Source organism: Streptomyces sp. MCA2 (assembly GCF_023544705.1).
GTDB classification, from domain to species: Bacteria; Actinomycetota; Actinomycetes; order Streptomycetales; family Streptomycetaceae; genus Streptomyces; species Streptomyces decoyicus.
On sequence record NZ_JAMJFM010000061.1, the window covers coordinates 24,017 to 41,766 of the forward strand.

16 protein-coding genes are annotated in these 17,750 nt (G+C 71.4%); 10 read left to right on the forward strand and 6 right to left on the reverse strand.

Features of this window, described 5'->3' with window-relative positions; genetic code table 11:
- Positions 1–308 precede the first annotated feature (308 nt).
- On the reverse strand, positions 309–1,268 hold the full coding sequence (locus tag M8I34_RS35075) for an A/G-specific adenine glycosylase (protein WP_250056708.1): 960 nt from the start codon (positions 1,266–1,268) through the stop codon (positions 309–311).
- 334 nt (positions 1,269–1,602) lie between these two features.
- On the opposite strand from M8I34_RS35075, the gene M8I34_RS35080 reads away from it, so the two are divergent.
- Both M8I34_RS35080 and M8I34_RS35085 read left to right on the forward strand, forming a co-directional pair.
- The gene (locus M8I34_RS35080; RefSeq protein ID WP_250056709.1) at positions 1,603–2,232 is read left to right on the forward strand and encodes a pyridoxamine 5'-phosphate oxidase; all 630 of its coding nucleotides are present in this window, start codon (positions 1,603–1,605) and stop codon (positions 2,230–2,232) included.
- 364 nt (positions 2,233–2,596) lie between these two features.
- Positions 2,597–3,415, forward strand: a complete 819-nt coding sequence (locus M8I34_RS35085; RefSeq protein ID WP_250056710.1) for a hypothetical protein — start codon at positions 2,597–2,599, stop codon at positions 3,413–3,415.
- Positions 3,416–3,829: 414 nt separating this feature from the next.
- Here the strand turns inward: M8I34_RS35085 and disA are convergent, their stop codons facing one another.
- Both disA and radA read right to left on the reverse strand, forming a co-directional pair.
- A complete protein-coding gene (gene disA / locus M8I34_RS35090; RefSeq protein WP_053210307.1) occupies positions 3,830–4,954 on the reverse strand; it encodes a DNA integrity scanning diadenylate cyclase DisA in 1,125 nt (374 codons plus the stop codon).
- Between the two features lie 123 nt (positions 4,955–5,077).
- Positions 5,078–6,490: a DNA repair protein RadA gene (gene radA / locus M8I34_RS35095; RefSeq protein WP_030992462.1), complete on the reverse strand. Its 1,413-nt coding sequence runs from the start codon at positions 6,488–6,490 to the stop codon at positions 5,078–5,080.
- A gap of 253 nt (positions 6,491–6,743) precedes the next feature.
- On the opposite strand from radA, the gene M8I34_RS35100 reads away from it, so the two are divergent.
- Positions 6,744–8,543, forward strand: a complete 1,800-nt coding sequence (locus tag M8I34_RS35100) for a sigma-70 family RNA polymerase sigma factor (protein WP_250056711.1) — start codon at positions 6,744–6,746, stop codon at positions 8,541–8,543.
- Between the two features lie 99 nt (positions 8,544–8,642).
- On the opposite strand, the gene M8I34_RS35105 is transcribed toward M8I34_RS35100, so the two are convergent.
- Positions 8,643–9,524: a hypothetical protein gene (locus tag M8I34_RS35105; RefSeq protein WP_250056712.1), complete on the reverse strand. Its 882-nt coding sequence runs from the start codon at positions 9,522–9,524 to the stop codon at positions 8,643–8,645.
- A gap of 75 nt (positions 9,525–9,599) precedes the next feature.
- Here M8I34_RS35105 and M8I34_RS35110 point away from each other — a divergent pair, with 75 nt between their 5' ends.
- From M8I34_RS35110 to M8I34_RS35135, 6 genes are all read left to right on the forward strand, one after another.
- Positions 9,600–10,526, forward strand: a complete 927-nt coding sequence (locus M8I34_RS35110; RefSeq protein ID WP_250056713.1) for a Ppx/GppA phosphatase family protein — start codon at positions 9,600–9,602, stop codon at positions 10,524–10,526.
- Between the two features lie 163 nt (positions 10,527–10,689).
- On the forward strand, positions 10,690–11,514 hold the full coding sequence (locus M8I34_RS35115) for a sugar phosphate isomerase/epimerase (protein WP_250056715.1): 825 nt from the start codon (positions 10,690–10,692) through the stop codon (positions 11,512–11,514).
- Positions 11,511–12,173 carry a TetR family transcriptional regulator gene (locus M8I34_RS35120; protein WP_250056717.1) on the forward strand — a complete coding sequence of 221 codons (663 nt, stop codon included), beginning with the start codon at positions 11,511–11,513 and terminating at the stop codon, positions 12,171–12,173. Before M8I34_RS35115 ends, M8I34_RS35120 begins: the two co-directional genes overlap by 4 nt.
- Before the next feature lie 236 nt (positions 12,174–12,409).
- Entirely contained in the window at positions 12,410–14,260 is a 1,851-nt protein-coding gene (gene ilvD, locus M8I34_RS35125; RefSeq protein WP_250056719.1) for a dihydroxy-acid dehydratase, read from the forward strand.
- A gap of 476 nt (positions 14,261–14,736) precedes the next feature.
- The gene (locus M8I34_RS35130) at positions 14,737–15,324 is read left to right on the forward strand and encodes a hypothetical protein (protein ID WP_250056721.1); all 588 of its coding nucleotides are present in this window, start codon (positions 14,737–14,739) and stop codon (positions 15,322–15,324) included.
- A 28-nt stretch (positions 15,325–15,352) separates the two neighbouring features.
- Positions 15,353–16,087, forward strand: coding sequence for a hypothetical protein (locus M8I34_RS35135; RefSeq protein ID WP_250056722.1), 735 nt, complete (start codon positions 15,353–15,355; stop codon positions 16,085–16,087).
- A gap of 105 nt (positions 16,088–16,192) precedes the next feature.
- Here M8I34_RS35135 and M8I34_RS35140 read toward each other — a convergent pair whose 3' ends face one another.
- Both M8I34_RS35140 and M8I34_RS35145 read right to left on the reverse strand, forming a co-directional pair.
- Entirely contained in the window at positions 16,193–16,483 is a 291-nt protein-coding gene (locus M8I34_RS35140; RefSeq protein WP_250056723.1) for a DUF397 domain-containing protein, read from the reverse strand.
- Positions 16,465–17,307 carry a helix-turn-helix transcriptional regulator gene (locus M8I34_RS35145; protein ID WP_250056724.1) on the reverse strand — a complete coding sequence of 281 codons (843 nt, stop codon included), beginning with the start codon at positions 17,305–17,307 and terminating at the stop codon, positions 16,465–16,467. The genes M8I34_RS35140 and M8I34_RS35145 overlap by 19 nt, the downstream gene beginning before the upstream one ends.
- 170 nt (positions 17,308–17,477) lie before the next feature.
- Between M8I34_RS35145 and M8I34_RS35150 the strand changes: the two genes are divergently transcribed.
- On the forward strand, positions 17,478–17,702 hold the full coding sequence (locus M8I34_RS35150) for a hypothetical protein (RefSeq protein WP_250056725.1): 225 nt from the start codon (positions 17,478–17,480) through the stop codon (positions 17,700–17,702).
- The last annotated feature ends 48 nt before the right edge of the window (positions 17,703–17,750 follow it).

A 17,750-nucleotide genomic window follows, 5' to 3' on the forward strand; every position in this document is an offset into this window, starting at 1 on the left:
GGAAAACCCTCGGTTGTGTAACAGCCCGCCAGGGGTCATACCTCGGACGGACGGCGGCCCCGTTCGGGTCATCCTCCGGGGGGAGAAGCACCCCCGCCGGAAGGCCTATCGGCTGTGACGCGGCGGCCATCGCACAGGCGGAAGGTCTTCTTCCGGTCGTATCCGGTGCACTTTCCGGTCAAGTGACGCGAAAGGTGACACGGAGTCAGGCAACGGCGGAGGACGCCGAAGGGCGCGGCCGCCGAAGTGACCGCGCCCTCTTCCGCTCCTACAGGCCTACAGGTAATTCCCTGCGGCTGACGGCCGCACTACGTGAGCGGCAACCGATAGCGGCCACCGCCCAGCGGCTCCACCAAACCGTCCGAGACCAGCCCGTCCAGCGCCCGGGCCCGCTGCACCGGCTCGTCCCACACCGCGTCCAGCGCCTGCTGCGGCACCGGCGACACCGCCTCACGCAGAACGGCGAGCAGCTTGCCGCGCACCTGCCGGTCGGTACCGGCATACGTCTGGGTACGGCGCGGCGGACCGTCGTGCGCCGGCGACCCGGCCTGCCGCCAGGCGCACTGCGCGGCGATCGGGCAGCGCCCGCACTCCGGTGCACGCGCCGTGCACAGCAGCGCACCCAGCTCCATCGTGGCCGCCGCCCAGCGCGCCGCCAGCTCCTCGTCCTCGGGCAGCAACTGGCGGGCGAGTTTGCGCTCCGCCGCGGTGGTGGCGTTCGGCGGGAACTGACGGCCGGCCACCGCGCGGGCGAACACCCGGCGCACATTGGTGTCCAGCACCGCGTGCCGCTGCCCGTACGCGAAGGACGCGACCGCGGCGGCGGTGTACTCGCCGACGCCGGGCAGCGCCAGCAACTGGCCGTGCTCGCGCGGTACGTCGCCGCCGTGCCGCTCCTGTATGGCGGAGGCGGCGGCATGCAGCCGCAGGGCGCGGCGCGGATAGCCGAGCCGGCCCCAGGCCCGTACCGCCTCGCCCGGCGCCTCGGCGGCCAGGTCGGCGGGGCGCGGCCAGCGGGCCAGCCACTGCTCGTAGACCGGCAGCACTCTGCTGACCGGGGTCTGCTGCAACATGAACTCGCTCACCATCACACCCCAGGCGCCCGCCTCGGGGCGGCGCCAGGGCAGATCGCGGGCGTGCTCGTCGAACCAGTCGGTGACCGGGCGGTGCAGCGCGGTCCCGTCGGCGGCTCCCGCGGCCGCGTCGGCGGCAGAAGCGGTCTCGGCGGCGGCGGTCGTGGCAGTGGTGGTGACAGGCGTCGAAGTCATGGCACTGCCGATCCTGGCACGTCCAAGGTCGCCCAGGAAACGTACTGGGCCCGCCCCGCCGCGCGCCCACCCGCACGCAGGACGGCCGGTTGCGCACGGTTGGCGGCTACCGGCGGTACGCGGCGGCCGGGTGCCGGCTTCGGACGAGCGGTACGCGGCGGCCGGGCGGCAACCCGGGACAAGCGGCGCGCGGCGGCCGGGCGGCAACCCTGAGCAAGCGGCAAGCGGCAAGCGGCAAGCGGCGGCCGGGCACTCCGACACGATCCGGCGGGAACTGATTACTCTCCGTAATCGTTGCTGGAATAATGGAGGCGCCGCAAGCGAGGATGCGGGCATGGCGGAGATGAACGGTGCGGAGGGTACGGACGGCGGCGCGGCGGGGCCGGGTGGTGCGGCGGGGCTGGACGGCGGGCCGGGGCCGGACGGTGCGCCCTGCCCGGAGGCGATCCGGGGGGCGCTGGCCGCCCATACGACGATGACGCTGGCGTACGCAGACGAGGACGGGCCGCAGGCGTGCGCGGTGCTGTACGCGACCGACGCGAGTGTCGTGGCCGGCGCGACTTACATGACTGAATCGGCGGGCACGGCGGGCACGGCGGGCGCGGTGGGCGGCGAGGCGGCGGGCGATGGGCCCGCGCTGTACTTCGTCACGGCGACCACGACGCGGCACGGCCGGGCCCTCGCGGAGCCCGGCGCACGGGTCGCGTTCACGGCGCAGCGGGATGGTCAGGAGTGGAGCGCCCTGACCGGGCTTCAGGGCCGGGGCCGCTGCCGCGTCCTGGCCGGTGCCGAGCGGGCGGCCGGCTGGCGGATCTATCTGGAGCGCTTCCCCTTCGTGGCGGCGAGCGACCGGCTGCGCGCCGCCCTGGAGCGGACCGAGCTGTGGGAGCTGCGCCCCGACTGGCTGCGGCTGATCGACAACGGGCAGGGCTTCGGCCACAAGGAAGAGTGGTCGAGCTCGTGAGGCTGTGAGCCCGTGGGGCCGTCGGGCCGGGGTGGCTGAGGTCGTGAGGTGGGGGTGGCGGGGTCCGTGAGGTGGGTGCCTGGCGTCGTGGGGCCGGTGTTGTGAGGCGTGAGTGTCGGGTTCTGTGAGGGTGGAGCGTCCCGTAGGGGCTCGCGCTTCTTCTTCGCTTTGTTGGGCGCCAAGTGTGGTGTATCTGGTGAAAGTGAGGCCGGAGTGGAGCAGAAGGTGACGTAAGGGGGTATCAGGCCCGTTAGGGCCGGAAACGCGGCTGGGGAGCCGTTGCCGGGCCGATCATGGGAAAAGTTGCAGCCGGATGCGGCGGGTACTGGCCGGTGCTGGTGCCGATCTCTCGTAGAGTTTCCGCGTGGGATCACTGCGCAATCCGATCGGGCCGCTTCCCTCCTCCATCTACTGGCGGCGGAGGGCCGTTGCGCTGGCCATCGTCGTGCTGCTCGCCCTTCTGGTGGTGTGGGCCCTCAACTTGGGCGCCAGCGGCGGAAAGAGCGGCGACGAGGACAAGGGGTCGCAGGGTGACGGGCCCGCGACGTCCATCACGCCGGGGCCCTCCGCCAGTGGTCCGGTGAACGACCAGAAGCCGGGCGGGCGCGATGAGTCGGGCGGCGGGGGCTCGGACTCCGGGGCGGGTTCCGGTGGCGGCTCGGGTGCCGCGGGCGGCGACAGTGACGGTTCCGGTGGTGGCTCGGGCAGTTCGGGTTCCGTTCCCGGTGGGCCGATCGGCCAGGGCTCGGGCAAGAATGCCGTCCATGCCGCATCCTCGCTCCCCAACTGCGTATCCGGTAAGGCGGAGTTGGTGCTGCGCAGCGTCAAGGATTCCTATGAGCCGGACGCCAAGCCGAAGTTCGAGCTGACGATCAAGAATGCGGCCGGTGCCGCCTGCAAGGTGGACCTCGGGCAGAAGGCCACGGTGCTCACCATCACCGACACCGCGGGCGACGACCGGGTGTGGGCCTCGAACGACTGCCCGTCGGGCACCGCGCCAGCGCTGCTGAAGGTGCCGGCCGAGAGTTCCGTGAAGCGCACCATCGTGTGGGACCGCCGGGCCAGCGGCCCGCAGTGCGCCACTCCGAGCTCGGCCACGGTGCCGGCCGGCAAGTATCTGATCGAGGCGAAGGTGCCGGGGCTGGAAGCGGCCGATACGTCGTTCGTCCTCGCCAAGGGCTGAGGCCGGGGGCGGGCGCAACGGCCGGGGGAAGTCAGCTGGGGGAAACCAGCCGGGGTGCACCTACCTCCCGCGCACCATCAGGCACCATCAGACGCACCCACCCGCCAGGCACCATCAGACGCACCCACCCGCCAGGCACCGTCAGGCGCACGCACTCTCCGCGCGCCGTCGTGCGTACGTACGTACCTTCTGGGCCCGGCCCGGCCGGCCTACGCACCTTCCGGCCCAAGCCCGCCGCAAGCACTCCGACCCCGGAGCCCGGCACACGCCCTCCGGCCAGGACGCCGCACGCACCCTCCTGGGCCCAGGACGCCGCACGCACCCCCGGCCCGGCGCCAGCGCACGTACCTCCCGGCCCGGCCCCAGCGCACATACCTCCGCCCCGGCCCCCGGCACGCACACCCCCCGTCCCACCTACACGTACCGCTCCAGGATCGACGACTCCGCGAGGCGGGACAGGCCCTCGCGGACCGAGCGGGCGCGGGCCTCGCCGACGCCGTCGACCGTCTGGAGGTCGTCGACGCTGGCGGCGAGCAGCTTCTGGAGGCCGCCGAAGTGGTCGACGAGGCGGTCGATGACCGTGCCGGGCAGCCGGGGGACCTTCGCCAGCAGGCGGAAGCCGCGCGGGGAGACCGCGGAGTCCAGCGTCTCGGGGGCGCCGGTGTAGCCCAACGCGCGGGCCACGATGGGGAGTTCGAGGAGTTCGGTGTGGCTGAGCGCGTCGAGTTCGGCGAGCGCCTCGACGACTGTGCGGGAGCGCTTGGCGGTCGGCTCGGGGACGTAGTCGCGGACGACCAGTTCGCGTTCCGGCTCGACGCCGGCGATCAGTTCCTCCAGCTGGAGGGTGAGCAGCCGGCCGTCCGTGCCGAGCTCGACGACGTACTCGGCGATTTCCGTGGCGATCCGGCGGACCATCTCCAGGCGCTGGGCGACCGCGGTGACATCGCGGACCGTCACCAAGTCCTCGATCTCCAGGGCGGAGAGGGTGCCGGCGACCTCGTCCAGGCGGAGCTTGTAGCGCTCCAGGGTCGCCAGCGCCTGGTTGGCGCGGGAGAGGATCGCGGCCGACTCCTCCAGGACGCGGCGCTCGCCGTCCACATAGAGGGCGATCAGACGCATCGACTGGCTGACGGAGACGACCGGGAAGCCGGCCTGGATCGAGACGCGCTGGGCGGTGCGGTGGCGGGTGCCGGTCTCCTCCGTGGGGATGGAGGCGTCCGGGACCAGCTGGACGCCGGCCCGCATGATTTTGGTGATGTCCTTGTCGAGGACCAGCGCACCGTCGAGCTTGCACAGTTCGCGCAGCCGGGTCGCGGTGAACTCGACGTCGAGGACAAAACCGCCGGTACACATGGATTCGACGGTCTTGTCGAAGCCCAGCACGATCAGCCCGCCCGTATTGCCGCGGAGGATGCGCTCCAGGCCGTCGCGCAGGGCCGTACCGGGCGCGACGGCGCTCAGCGTGGCGCGCATCAGGCTCTCGGTGCCGGAACTGCCGCCGGACCTGCCGGGAGTCGATGCCCGGTCGTTGGCTGCCACTGCACTCCTCCGTCGGAAGGTCTGTCGGTCCGCAGGCCGCCCGGCCCATGCCGTGTTGACGTACAGCGGAGCGTACGTGGCCGACAGGCAATTCTGCGGTGACGGGCGAGACCAGGGCAAAGTCTACCGGCGTGCGCCCTCTTCCTGTGGGGCCTCCCGGCGTACCCGCTTGGGCAGGACGCTCAGGGCCTGTCCGATGTCGGCGACCTCCAGCACCCGCATCCCGTCGGGGATCTTTCCGGGGTCGGACGGGACCAGGGCGTGGGTGAAGCCGAGGCGGGCCGCTTCGGACAGCCGGCGCTGGACGCCGGTGACCCGTCTGACCTCGCCGGCGAGGCCCACTTCGCCGATGGCGACCAGGTTTTTGGGGAGGGGGGTGTCGCTGGCGGCGCTGGCGAGGGCGAGCGCCACCGCGAGGTCGGCGGCGGGTTCGGTGAGCTTCACTCCGCCGACCGTCGCGCTGTAGATGTCGCGTTTGCCCAGGGCGCTGATCCGGCCGCGCTGTTCCAGGACGGCGAGCATCATCGAGACCCGGGAGGTCTCCAGGCCGGAGGTCGTGCGCCGGGGGGAGGGGATCTGGGAGTCGACGGTCAGCGCCTGGACCTCGGCGACCAGGGGGCGGCGGCCCTCCAGGGTCACCGTCAGGCACGTACCGGGCACGGGCTCGGCGCGGCGGGTCAGGAACAGGCCCGAGGGGTCGGTGAGGCCGGTGATGCCTTCGTCGTGCAGCTCGAAGCAGCCGACCTCGTCGGTGGTGCCGTAGCGGTTCTTGACGCCGCGGACGAGGCGGAGCCGGGCGTGCCGGTCGCCTTCGAAGTGCAGGACGACATCGACGAGATGCTCCAGGAGGCGCGGTCCGGCGATGGCGCCGTCCTTGGTGACATGGCCGACCAGGAGGGTGGACATGCCGCGGTCCTTGGAGGCCCGGATCAGTGCGCCGGCCACCTCGCGGACCTGGGCCATGCCGCCGGGGGCGCCCTCGATCTCGGGGGAGGCGACGGTCTGCACCGAGTCCAGGATCAGGAGGGAGGGCTTGACCGTGTCCAGGTGGCCGAGGACGGCGGAGAGGTCGGTTTCGGCGGCCAGATACAGATGGTCGTCGAGGGCGCCGATGCGGTCGGCGCGCAGCCGTACCTGGCTGGCGGACTCCTCGCCGGTCACATACAGGGTGCGGTGGGCGTCGGAGGCGGCCTTGGCGGCGACGTCCAGCAGCAGGGTGGACTTGCCGACGCCGGGCTCGCCGGCCAGCAGCGCGACCGCGCCGGGGACCAGCCCGCCGCCCAGGACGCGGTCCAGTTCGGGCACGCCCGTCGAGCGGGCGGTGGCCTGCTTGCCGTCGACCTCGCCGATGGGCAGGGCCGCGGTGGTGACCCGGCCGGGCGCGGTCGTGCGCACCGCGGGGGCGCCGCCGAACTCCTCGACCGTGCCCCACGCCTGGCACTCGGGGCAGCGCCCGAGCCACTTTGCGGTGGTCCAGCCGCATTCCGTACAGCGGTAGGAGGGGCGCTCCTTGCCCGAGGATTTACGCGTTGCCATGGGGTCACCGTAGCGGTGGGGTCTGACATCGCTCCCGCAGGCTCGTCAGGAGCAGGGCCCCGTCCGGACTTCTCGGGGCGGGGGCGGGCCGTGCTCGCCGGCGGTTGCACCGACCGAGTGGCGCACACGGAGCGCACCCGCGGTGTAAAGGGCCATTCGTGTCCTCTTTTGAGGGAGATGGTCACCCGTAAGGGTTAAAAGTGTCCAACGCGAGCAAGACCGGCTGCATCATCCGCCTACCGTCGCCGGGGTGATGAGCAGCAGGCCCGAGCACCCCACGCACTCCACCGGCGCACACCGGTCGCGCGGCAACGGCCGGCGCCGGAGCCGGCCGCAGCCCTCCGAGCGGCCCGGCCCGGATGCCACGCGCCCCCCGGAGAAGCGCCCCGACGGCTACGAGCCTTACCTGGACGGGCTGTTCACCTACTGCCTGTCGGTGCTGTGCGAACACGACGCGGCGACCGCGGTGCTCGGTGAGATGCTCGCGCTCGCCGAGCGGCACCACGGCCGGCGCCCCGCCGACCGGGCGCGCTACCGCTCGTGGCTCTACGCCCTGGCCCGCTGGGCCTGTCTGCGCCGGCTCGCCGAGCGCACCGGCCCGCCCGCCAAGGGCCCGGACGCCAAGAGCCCGGACGCCGCAGCCACCGCCGCGGCCGCTGCCACAGCCACCGCCGACGCCGAGCGCCGGCAGCGTGAACTCGCCGCGCTGGCCTGGCCGGAGGCCGCCGGCACCACCCCCCAGCAGCGCGAGGCGCTGGAGCTCTCGGTGCGCCACCACCTCTCGGCCGACGAGGTCGCCGCGGTGCTCGGCGCCGACCCGATCGCCACCCGTGCGCTGCTGGCCACCGCGTCCTGCGAGGTGGAGCGGACCCGGGCGGCGCTGGCCGTCGTCGAGTCCGGCCGCTGCCGCGAGGTCGCGCAGCTGGCGGGGGACACCCAGATGCTGCTGGGCGCGGCGCTGAGCCGGGAGCTGGTGCGCCATGTCGACGACTGTGCCGAGTGCCGGCGGACCGCCGAGCGGGCCACCGCCCCGGGGACCTGGCCGGGTACGGCGCCGGTGGTCCGGGGCACGCTGCCGCTGGTCGCCGCGCCGCGCGAGGCCGTGTCGGGTGCGCTGGCGGCGGCCCGGCGCACCAAGTCGGGCCGTGCGGAAGGCGTGGCCGGTGCGGGAGGCGGCGGCCGGACGGGTGGGGCAAACGGTTCTCCTCGCTATGACCGCAATGGATTTCCCGTCGGCCCCCCTACGGACCGGGTGGCCCGCCGGCGCAGGCGGCGCGGCCGGGCGCTGACCACCACCGTGGTCGCCACGGTGATCGCGGCGCCGGTGCTGGCCCTGTGGGCGGCGTACCAGGGCGGCCCCGCCACGGACGAGGCGGCGGACGGCACGCCCTCGGTGACGGCCAGCGACACGGAGGCCGGGGAGCGGCTGGGCGGCCGCCCGTACGAGAACGCGGGCAACGCCAGGACGTCGCCCGAGCCCGGTATCCGGACCGGCGACGGGACGCCCGATGTGTCCGTCGAGGTGATCAGCGCGGACGGCACCCCGCAGCGGCCGGGCGGGCCGGACAGCCGCAAGGCGTCGGGCCCCGGTCTGCTGACGGTCGCCGCGCAGCCCAGGGGCCGGACCACGGTCCTCACGCTCAGCGCCTCGGGCGGCGCTCCGGTGCGCTGGCGCGCGTCGGCGGGCGCGGCCTGGCTTCAGATGAGTCATACGGCGGGGACGCTGCGGCCGGGCGAATCCACCACGATCACGGTCTATATCGACCATGACCGGGAGCCCGCGGGCCACTGGCGGGCCAGGATCGCCATCGAGCCCGGCGGCACCGCCGTCACGTTGAAGGGCCACGGCACGACCGGCCCCGCCCCGGGCCCGCAGCGCCCGACGCCGCCCCCCAAGCCGAAGCCGACACCGCGCCCCTCGCACCCGGCGCCGACACCCACCCCGACCCCGACGACCCCGACGCCCACCCCCACGTCTCCGACGCCGAGCCCGAAGCCGACCGGCCCCGGCCCGTCCTCGACACCGTCGAACACGACGCATCCCGCCCGCTGAGCGCACCGGGGGCACGTCACGCGGCGCACCGGAGTCACGCCGCCCCGGACGTGCCCCCTGCTTCCGCCTTCGCTGCTTCCGCTACTGCTACTACGTCCGCTACTTCTGCTTCCCGGGCTTCTCGGGCTTCTTCGGGGGCGCCGGGTCCGCCGGGTGCGGGGCCATCGGCAGTGTCGCCGCCAGCCGCTCCTCGCACAGCTCGGCGAGCTTGGCGTAGCCCTTCTTGCCCATCAGCTCGGTCAGCTCCGGCTTGTAGGAGACGTAGACCGGGTCGCCCGCACCGTGCGCCGAGGTCGCCGAGGTGCACCACCAGTGCAGGTCGTGGCCGCCGGGGCCCCAGCCGCGCCGGTCGTACTCGGCGATCGTCACCTGAAGGATCTGGGTGTCGTCCGGCCGGTCGATCCAGTCGTAGGTGCGCCGGACCGGCAGCTGCCAGCAGACGTCCGGCTTGGTCTCCAGGGGCTCGCGGCCCTCGCGGAGCGCGAGGAGGTGCAGGGAGCAGCCCGCGCCGGCCGGGAAGCCGGGGCGGTTCTGGAAGATGCAGGAGCCCTCCCAGCGCCGGGTCTGCCGCTCGCCGTCCTCGTCCTCCTGGACCCAGCCCGACTCGGTGCCGACGTCGTGGTGCTGCCACACGTCGGGCGTGAGCCGTGCCACGTGTTCGGCGACCCGCTTCTCGTCGTCGTCGTCCGAGAAGTGCGCGCCGAGCGTGCAGCAGCCGTCGTCCGCCCGGCCGGCCTGGATGCCCTGGCAGCCGCTGCCGAAGATGCAGGTCCAGCGGGAGGTCAGCCAGGTCAGGTCGCAGCGGAAGATTTGTTCGTCGTCGGCCGGGTCGGGGAAGGTGACCCAGGCGCGGGCGAAGTCGAGGCCGACCTCGTCGGCCGGGGCCTTCTTCGGGGACCGCGCCCCCTCAGTCGCCTGAGAGCGCCGCTTTTCTTCCTTCATGAGCGCTTTTTCGTGCTTCGCCTTTTTCGTCTTTGCCACGCCTCCAGCCTAAGGCGCGTCGCGGGGGGCACCGCGACGACAGGAGTGCGTGGCGGTCGCAGTAGGTTTCCCCGTATGAGACTCGGTGTCCTCGATGTGGGTTCGAATACGGTCCATCTCCTGGTGGTGGACGCACACCCGGGCGCGCGCCCGCTGCCCGCCTATTCGCACAAGGCGGAGCTGCGCCTTGCCGAACTCCTCGACGAGGCCGGGGCGATAAGCGATCCGGGCGTGGAGCGCCTGGTGGCGACCGTCCACGAGGCGCTCCAGGTGGCGGAGGACAAGGGCGTCGAGAGCGTGCTGCCGTTCGCGACCTCGGCGATCCGCGAGGCCACCAACGGCGAGGACGTGCTGCGCCGGGTCGGCGTGGAGACCGGCGTCGAGCTGCGGGTGCTCTCCGGTGAGGACGAGGCGCGGCTCACCTTTCTCGCCGCCCGCCGGTGGCTGGGCTGGTCGGCCGGCCGGCTGCTGGTGCTCGACATCGGCGGCGGTTCGCTGGAGATCGCCTACGGCCTGGACGAGGACCCGGACGTGGCGGTGTCGCTGCCGCTGGGCGCCGGGCGGCTGACCGCGGGCGATCTGCCCGGTGACCCGCCGGAGGCCGATGACGTCCGGAGGCTGCGCCGCCGGGTGCGCGCCGAGATCGCCAAGGTGGTGAGCGAATTCAGCCGCTACGGCACTCCCGACCGGGTCGTCGGCACGTCCAAGACCTTCCGGCAGCTGGCCCGGATCGCGGGCGCCGCGCGCTCGGGGGAGGGGCTCTACGTCCAGCGGGAGCTGACCCGCAAGAAGCTGGAGGAGTGGGTTCCGCGGCTGGCCGGGATGCCCGCGGACGAGCGGAGCAGGCTGCCCGGTGTGTCCGAGGGGCGTTCGCGGCAGCTGCTCGCCGGGGCGCTGGTCGCCGAGGCGGCGATGGATCTGTTCGGGGTCGAGACGCTGGAGATCTGCCCGTGGGCGCTGCGCGAGGGCGTCATTCTGCGACGGCTGGACCATCTGCCCTAGGGGGTGCCCGCAAAGCCCCGGTGCACGTGAGACTCGTCACGCCCCGGCCGGCCCCGCCACACCCCTTGCCCCCTGTCCGACCTCCCCCGCTCGCCGCCGACAGGGGGCCGCGGCCGCCGGACCTCCTGCCCTGCGCCCGGTCCTGGCCCGTACGCTGTCCTTCGTGACAGAGCCAGTGGTGCGCATCCCGGATGCGAAGGTCGCGCTGTCCACGGCCTCGGTGTATCCGGAGTCGACGGCGACGGCCTTCGAGATCGCCGCGCGCCTCGGCTACGACGGCGTCGAGGTCATGGTGTGGACCGACCCGGTCAGCCAGGACATCGAGGCGCTGCGCCGGCTCTCGGACCACCACGGTGTGCCGGTGCTGGCCATCCACGCCCCGTGTCTGCTGATCACCCAGCGGGTCTGGTCCACCGACCCCTGGGTCAAGCTCCAGCGCGCCCGCACCGCCGCGGAGAAGCTGGGCGCCTCGACGGTGGTCGTGCACCCGCCGTTCCGCTGGCAGCGCAGCTACGCCCGGGAGTTCGTCCGCGGGGTGTGGCGGATGGAGCACGAGACGGACGTGAAGTTCGCCGTCGAGAACATGTACCCGTGGCGTTACCGGGACCGCGAGATGCTCGCGTACGCCCCGGACTGGGACCCCACCAACGACGACTACCGGCACTTCACGGTCGATCTGTCGCACACCGCCACCGCCCGCAATGACGCCCTGGAGATGGTGGGGCGGATGGGCGACCGCCTCGCGCATGTCCATCTCGCCGACGGCAACGGCTCCGCCAAGGACGAGCACCTGGTCCCGGGGCGCGGCAGCCAGCCCTGCGCGCAGATGCTGGAGCAGCTGGCGGCCACCGGTTTTGAGGGCCATGTGGTCGTCGAGGTCAATACCCGCCGGGCGATGTCCGCCGCCGAACGCGAGGCCGACCTGGCCGAGGCGCTGGCCTTCACCCGGCTGCATCTCGCCTCGCCGACCTGGGTCCCGGGTTCGTGAGCGGTCGCGGGGACGGGCCCGAGGACGCGTCCCCGGGGCCCGGTACGCCGCCCGCACCACCGGCCCGCCGCCGGGGCCGCCCGGCCCGCGCCGCCGCCGAGGCCGGCCCCGGCGCCCGTGAGCGGATCCTCGCCGCGGCCCGTACGGAGTTCGCCGCGCGCGGCTACGACAAGACCTCGGTCCGGGGTATCGCCAAGGCGGCCGGGGTGGACGCGGCGCTGGTGCATCACTACTTCGGCACCAAGGAGCAGGTCTTCGAGGCCGCCATCGAGCTGACCTTCGCGCCCGCGCTGACCATGCCGGAGGCGATCGCGGGCGGCGGTGAAGGGGTGGGCGAGCGGATGGCCCGCTTCATGTTCGGCGTCTGGGAGAACCCGGTCACCCGGCAGCCGCTGCTGGCGATCATGCGCTCGGCGCTGACCAACGACACCGCTGCGGCGGTGCTGCGCGGCCTCATCGAGCGCCGCATGCTGCAACGGGTGGCGGGCGAACTGCACGTCCCCGACCCGGAGTTCCGGGTGCAGCTGGCCGCCGGGCACCTCATCGGGATCGCCATGCTGCGCTACGTGATCAAAATGGACCCGGTCGCCTCGGCGGACCCGGAGGAGATCATCGCGATGGTCGCGCCGACTCTCCAGCGGTATCTGACACAGCCCTGACAACCGGCTTCCACGGCGCCCCAGGAGCCTGATCACCGCCCCGACCTGCACGAACGACGCCCTCCCCGGTGTCCGCAGTCCGGGCAGCCGTCTCACATGCCGGAGAGGCTGTCCAGATCTTGGATCAGAGGCGTAATCTCGACGGGAGCTGATATATGACGCCGCCCGGTGCGTGGCAGGGCCAGGCAACCGGCGCCGGCGGTCATACGGACGAACATCCCGAGGGAGTGACCATCGTGCCCGAGCTGAGGTCCCGCACCGTTACCCATGGCCGCAACATGGCCGGCGCCCGAGCCCTTATGCAGGCCTCCGGCGTAGCGCGGGAGGACTTCGGCAAGCCGATCATCGCCGTCGCCAACAGCTTCACCGAGTTCGTGCCCGGCCATACCCACCTCCAGCCGGTCGGCCGGATCGTCTCCGAGGCGATCCATGAGGCCGGCGGCATCGCCCGCGAGTTCAACACCATCGCGGTCGACGACGGGATCGCCATGGGCCACGGCGGCATGCTCTACAGCCTGCCCTCCCGCGACCTGATCGCCGACTCCGTCGAGTACATGGTCGAGGCGCACTGCGCCGACGCGCTGATCTGCATCTCCAACTGCGACAAGATCACCCCGGGCATGCTGATGGCCGCGATGCGGCTCAACATCCCGACGGTCTTCGTCTCCGGCGGCCCGATGGAGTCCGGCAAGACGACCCTCGTCGACGGCACGGTCCGCACCCTCGACCTGGTCGACGCGATCTCGGACGCCGTCAACGACAAGATCTCCGACGAGGACATCCTCCGCATCGAGGAGAACGCCTGTCCGACCTGCGGATCCTGTTCCGGCATGTTCACCGCCAACTCCATGAACTGCCTGACCGAGGCGCTCGGCCTCTCGCTGCCCGGCAACGGCTCGACGCTGGCCACCCACACCGCCCGCAAGGCGCTGTACGAGAACGCCGGCCGCACGGTCGTCGAGATCACCAAGCGGCACTACGACGAGGACGACCACACGGTCCTGCCGCGCAACATCGGCACCCGTGCCTCCTTCGAGAACGCCATGGCCCTGGACATCGCCATGGGCGGCTCGACGAACACGATCCTGCATCTGCTGGCCGCCGCCCAGGAGGCCGGCCTCAGCTTCGACCTGGACGACATCAACGCGGTATCGCGCCGGGTGCCGTGCCTGGCCAAGGTCGCGCCGAACGTCGCGCCGGGCGGCACGTACTACATGGAGGACGTGCACCGGGCCGGCGGCATCCCCGCCATCCTCGGCGAGCTCTACCGCGCCGGCCTGCTCAACGAGGACGTGCACACGGTGCACAGCGCCTCGATCGAGGAGTGGCTCAAGACCTGGGACGTGCGCGGCGGTTCACCGTCCGACGTGGCCGTCGAACTGTGGCACGCGGCCCCCGGCTGCAAGCGTTCGGCGACCGCCTTCTCCCAGTCCGAGCGCTGGGACAGCCTCGATGTGGACGCCGAGGGCGGCTGCATCCGCGACCTGGCGCACGCCTACTCCGTCGACGGCGGCCTGGCGGTCCTCAAGGGCAACCTCGCCGAGGACGGCTGCGTCGTGAAGACCGCCGGCGTCGACGAGTCCATCTGGACCTTCGAGGGCCCGGCCGTGGTCTGCGAATCGCAGGAAGAGGCCGTCGACAAGATCCTCAAGAAGCAGATCAAGGAAGGCGACGTCGTCGTCATCCGCTACGAGGGCCCCAAGGGCGGCCCCGGCATGCAGGAGATGCTCTACCCGACGTCCTTCCTCAAGGGCCGCGGTCTGGGCAAGGCCTGCGCCCTGGTCACCGACGGCCGCTTCTCCGGCGGCACGTCCGGCCTGTCCATCGGCCACGCCTCGCCGGAGGCGGCGGCCGGCGGCACCATCGCCCTCGTCGAGGACGGCGACCGCATCCGCATCGACATCCCGAACCGCACGATCGAACTCCTCGTCGGCGACGTGGAGCTGGAGTCCCGCAGGCTGGCCCTGGAAGGCGTCTACGCCCCCAAGAACCGCGAGCGCAAGGTCTCGCAGGCCCTGCGCGCGTACGCAGCCATGGCGACCAGCGCGGACAAGGGCGCGGTGCGCGATGTGAGCAAGCTGGGCTGAGGCGGGGGCGTCCGGCGCCCTGGCGCGCACAGCACGGCACAGCAAGGCAGAGCAAGACGCAGCAGGACACCGCACGGTGCCGGCGGTCGTGGAATACGACCGCCGGCACCGTGCTTCGCTTTGCTTTTTCGGCGGCCCGCCGCTGACTGGCCATCTCCCCATGGCTGGTTGATGAGAGGCGAGGGACGGCGAGGCGGTGGCGTCGGGGGCACGATGCGGTGCGCACATTCCCGCCATAAAGAGCGCATCCTGCCCAATGGGCCGTACCGGCATCAGGCAGCGATGACCGCACATCTGCATTCATGCAGCCCCTTCGGTTTCATTGGCCTCCCAACCACCGTGACACGCCCACGAATTGGGGTTGAAAGGTGCGTGCCCTTTGATGTTCCAATGGCTCCACGGAACGGTGGACCTGGCACTCCTCCGCTTGTTCCATCGACCACTGAGAGTGCCGCGACAACGTCCAGGGGGACTGCATGACGTTTGCTCGTAAGACGATAGGAATCGCTCTTGCCGCGACAGTTCTGATGCCTCTCTCCGCCCATGCGGCGACAGCGGAGAAGGGGCCGTCCAAAGCCGTCGTTCTCTCCAACGCCGAGTTCGCTCGCCTGTACGGGGCGAAGGCGCTGACGAAGCCGATCGGAGCAGCGGTCGGCCCACTGCGGAGCCGGACGGCGACCACGTCGGAATCCGTCACGGCCCACGCATGGCACACCAACAAATTCAACAGCCGTGACGTCCACGGGCGAGAGATCCCGACTCGATGGGGAAACAGCAAGCTCGGCTGGAATCACTTCTCCGGCCCTCACAACATCCACAACGAGAAAGTCGTCAAGGCGGCATACAACGAGCACCCCGAGGCCGGCAAGGGCTACCGTAAGGAGTTCGGTGCCGTGGTACTCAACAACGGGCACACGGTTGCCAAGATCAGGGTGATTTCCTGGTGGCACTGGCAGACCAAGGACGGCCGTTACAAGCTGCCGGGACACAAGGGCAAGATCGGTACGATCACCGCTTTCTGCCAGGGCGTCAACCGTTGCCCTGACGTCGTGAACACCGTCTGACGCGCACTCCCAGGGAGAATCGAGCACCGTGGTTGAGGACGACCCCACCGCCGGCCGCACCCCGCGCGACGTTCTCCTGGAAGGCCTGTTGGGGAGGCTGCGAGAATTCGTGGCCTCCCCTTTGACGCCCGGTTCGCATCTGCTGCGGGGGCTGCTCCCACCGACAGAAGTGGATCGCGGTGCGAGAGTCGTCCTGTGGGACGGCCAAGACCTCGGCTCCACCTACGCCCTGGAGATCCCGCTGCTGGACGATGACGGCGAGGAAATCCCCCACGATCACTTCGTCGCCGCACTACGCGCGTGCATCGCCCAGCGCGAGGCTCTGGGTCCGCCCTTCTCTGACGAAGCATTCGCGGTACCTGTACGCGACGCCCGGCGTCACTTCCTCCATACCGTCGATGCCCCGCCCCTCACCTTGGCGGATGCGGTGTACCTACCGCTGCTTTCCCTCGGTTCGGCGAATGACCCGGCGCCCCTTTCCGAAGACGCGGAAGAGGAAGCAGGCGAGGGGGAGTGGCGCCTCCTCGGCTTCATGCTCGTCGACGAGCGGTACGTCCGGTACTACGTCAGGTGGACGGAGACCGGCGAGGTCTGGGGGCTCGACTTCTGTATGCGCGACGAGGCAGGAAAGGTCGACTCACGCGGTGGGACCGCCGACATGATCTTCCCGGCACTGGCATCGTCACACGACCTCGAACGTTTCCGGCGACCGGTCTCCGATATCCGCTGCCGGGCCGTATACGACCTCACGACCTGGTGCTGACTCCGGTCGGCGGCTGCCGACGCCCGGCGCTACGGCGACGGCCCCCGTCGCGGGCGAGCGACGGGGGCCGGTATGGGGGCCCGTTCTTGGAACCGGGGGGGCACCTCAGGCGCCGGGCAGCGCCCCGTCCTTCACGGCGGTGACGAAGGACGACCAGGCGGTGGCGTCGAAGAGCAGCGCCGGACGGTGGGGGTCCTTGCTGTCGCGTACGGGGACGAGGGCGGGGAAGTCGTCGGAGACCTCGATGCAGGCCCCGCCGTCCTGGTTGCTGTAGCTGGACTTGCGCCAGGTGGCGGTGGTCAGGAGATCGTCGGAGACTTCGATGCAGGCCCCGCCGTCCGGGTTGCTGTACGTGCTCTTGCGCCAGGTCACGGTGCTCAGGTCGATGGCTCGCACGGCACTTCCTCCAACATCCGCATGACGAACTTCCGCGATTCGGCCGGGCTCAACGCCAGGTCACGCACCGCATCGTACGCGCGTTGCAGACGCTCAACAGAACTGGTTTCTTCGATGAGTTCACCTCGATGGACGTTCTCCGTGTAGGCGACGGTGCGGCCGTCCGGTAGCCGCAGGAACATCACATCGGTGCTTACCAAGCCGTGCGGCCCAGCCCCATGAGGGAGTACATGGAGGGTGAGGTTCGGGCGCTCGGCCGCCCCGGACAGGTACTCAAGCTGCTTTCGCCACTGCCCAGGATCTTCCAGCGGCGTGCGCAGCACAGCCTCGGAGAGGACGGTGCGGAAGGGGGGCGCGTCATCACCCGTCAGCAACTCACGGCGTCCTGTGCGCGCATCGACCTGTCGCGTCAGATCGTCGCCTTTGAGGCCGCCCACCGCGAGCACGGCATATGCGTACTCGTCCGTCTGTAGAAGTCCGTGAATGGTGCTGACTCCGAAGTGCCACAGGCTCACCGCTTCGGCTTCCAAGGTCATATAGCGCCGATACCGCTCCTTGAACTGCTTTGGGTCACTCGCCGCCAACTCCCACAGCGTAAGCAGCAGACCAGGCGTCCCGTAGTGCTGATCCAGCGCCTGCGCCACCTCCGGGCCGCCCAGCGTCTGGCCGCCTTCCATCTTGCCGAACAGCGACCAGTCCCAGCCCAGCACCTCGCCCAGCTGCCGCAGGCTGTCGCCCTTCTGGGCGCGCAGTAATCGCAGCTCTTCCACGAATCGCTGGCGCGGCTCCTGGCTTCGACCGGTGACCGCTCGCCTCGGCGGCATGGCGACCTCCTCCGTGGAAGGTGTGGAACTAACGGTGCGTGGTCGCGAAATACGGCGCGCAAGCGGCATTCGCGGCCTTTTCCGGGCCCATTCTCGTAAGGGCCGGAACACACACGGTAGTTGCGCTCCGGTCCTCCAGGCAGGGAAAACGACAGACAGGAGCGGTGCTGATGACAGAGGAACGACGGGCGGCGGCCGACAAGAGGGCAGAGGCCGAGGCGGCCTGCGCCGAGCTGGCGGCCGCGCTCAAGCGGACGGGCATCGTCCTGCCGTCACTCGGTGTGGACCCCGTCTCGTACGGCTACGCGCAGCCGCGTCCGCTCATCGAGCTGGGGCGCTGCAACCTGGAGACGACGCACCGGCTCATCGCCGCGCTCGACCGGGCGGCCCGGTGACCGCGCGCGTCCCGTACGTCTCCCCGGCGTGCCATGTCGGCACGCACA